A 255-nucleotide genomic window follows, 5' to 3' on the forward strand; every position below is an offset into this window, starting at 1 on the left:
GGCCTCAACCATCAGCCGTGAGTTGGGACGCAATGGCAGCCCCACCAGGCATTGGCGCGGGAGCTATGATGGCGAGCGGGCGGATGGTCTGGCGGCGCGGCGCCGGCGCTGGGATGCCCGCCACAAGCTGGCGCGCCAGCCGGCGCTGGCCATAACGGTCAGGGATTACCTTGCGATGGGATGGTCGCCCGAGATCATCGCCGGCCGGCTGGCGCGCCAGCACGGTTGCACGATCATCAGCCCCGAGTCCATCTA

At 69.0% G+C, this 255-nt stretch carries 1 pseudogene; it reads left to right on the forward strand.

The annotated features are described in order from the left end of the window. A pseudogene (locus C8264_RS21985) lies at positions 1-255 on the forward strand (IS30 family transposase); the annotation flags it as partial.

The sequence above is a fragment of the Devosia naphthalenivorans genome (genome assembly GCF_003056355.1).
Lineage (GTDB): Bacteria > Pseudomonadota > Alphaproteobacteria > Rhizobiales > Devosiaceae > Devosia > Devosia naphthalenivorans.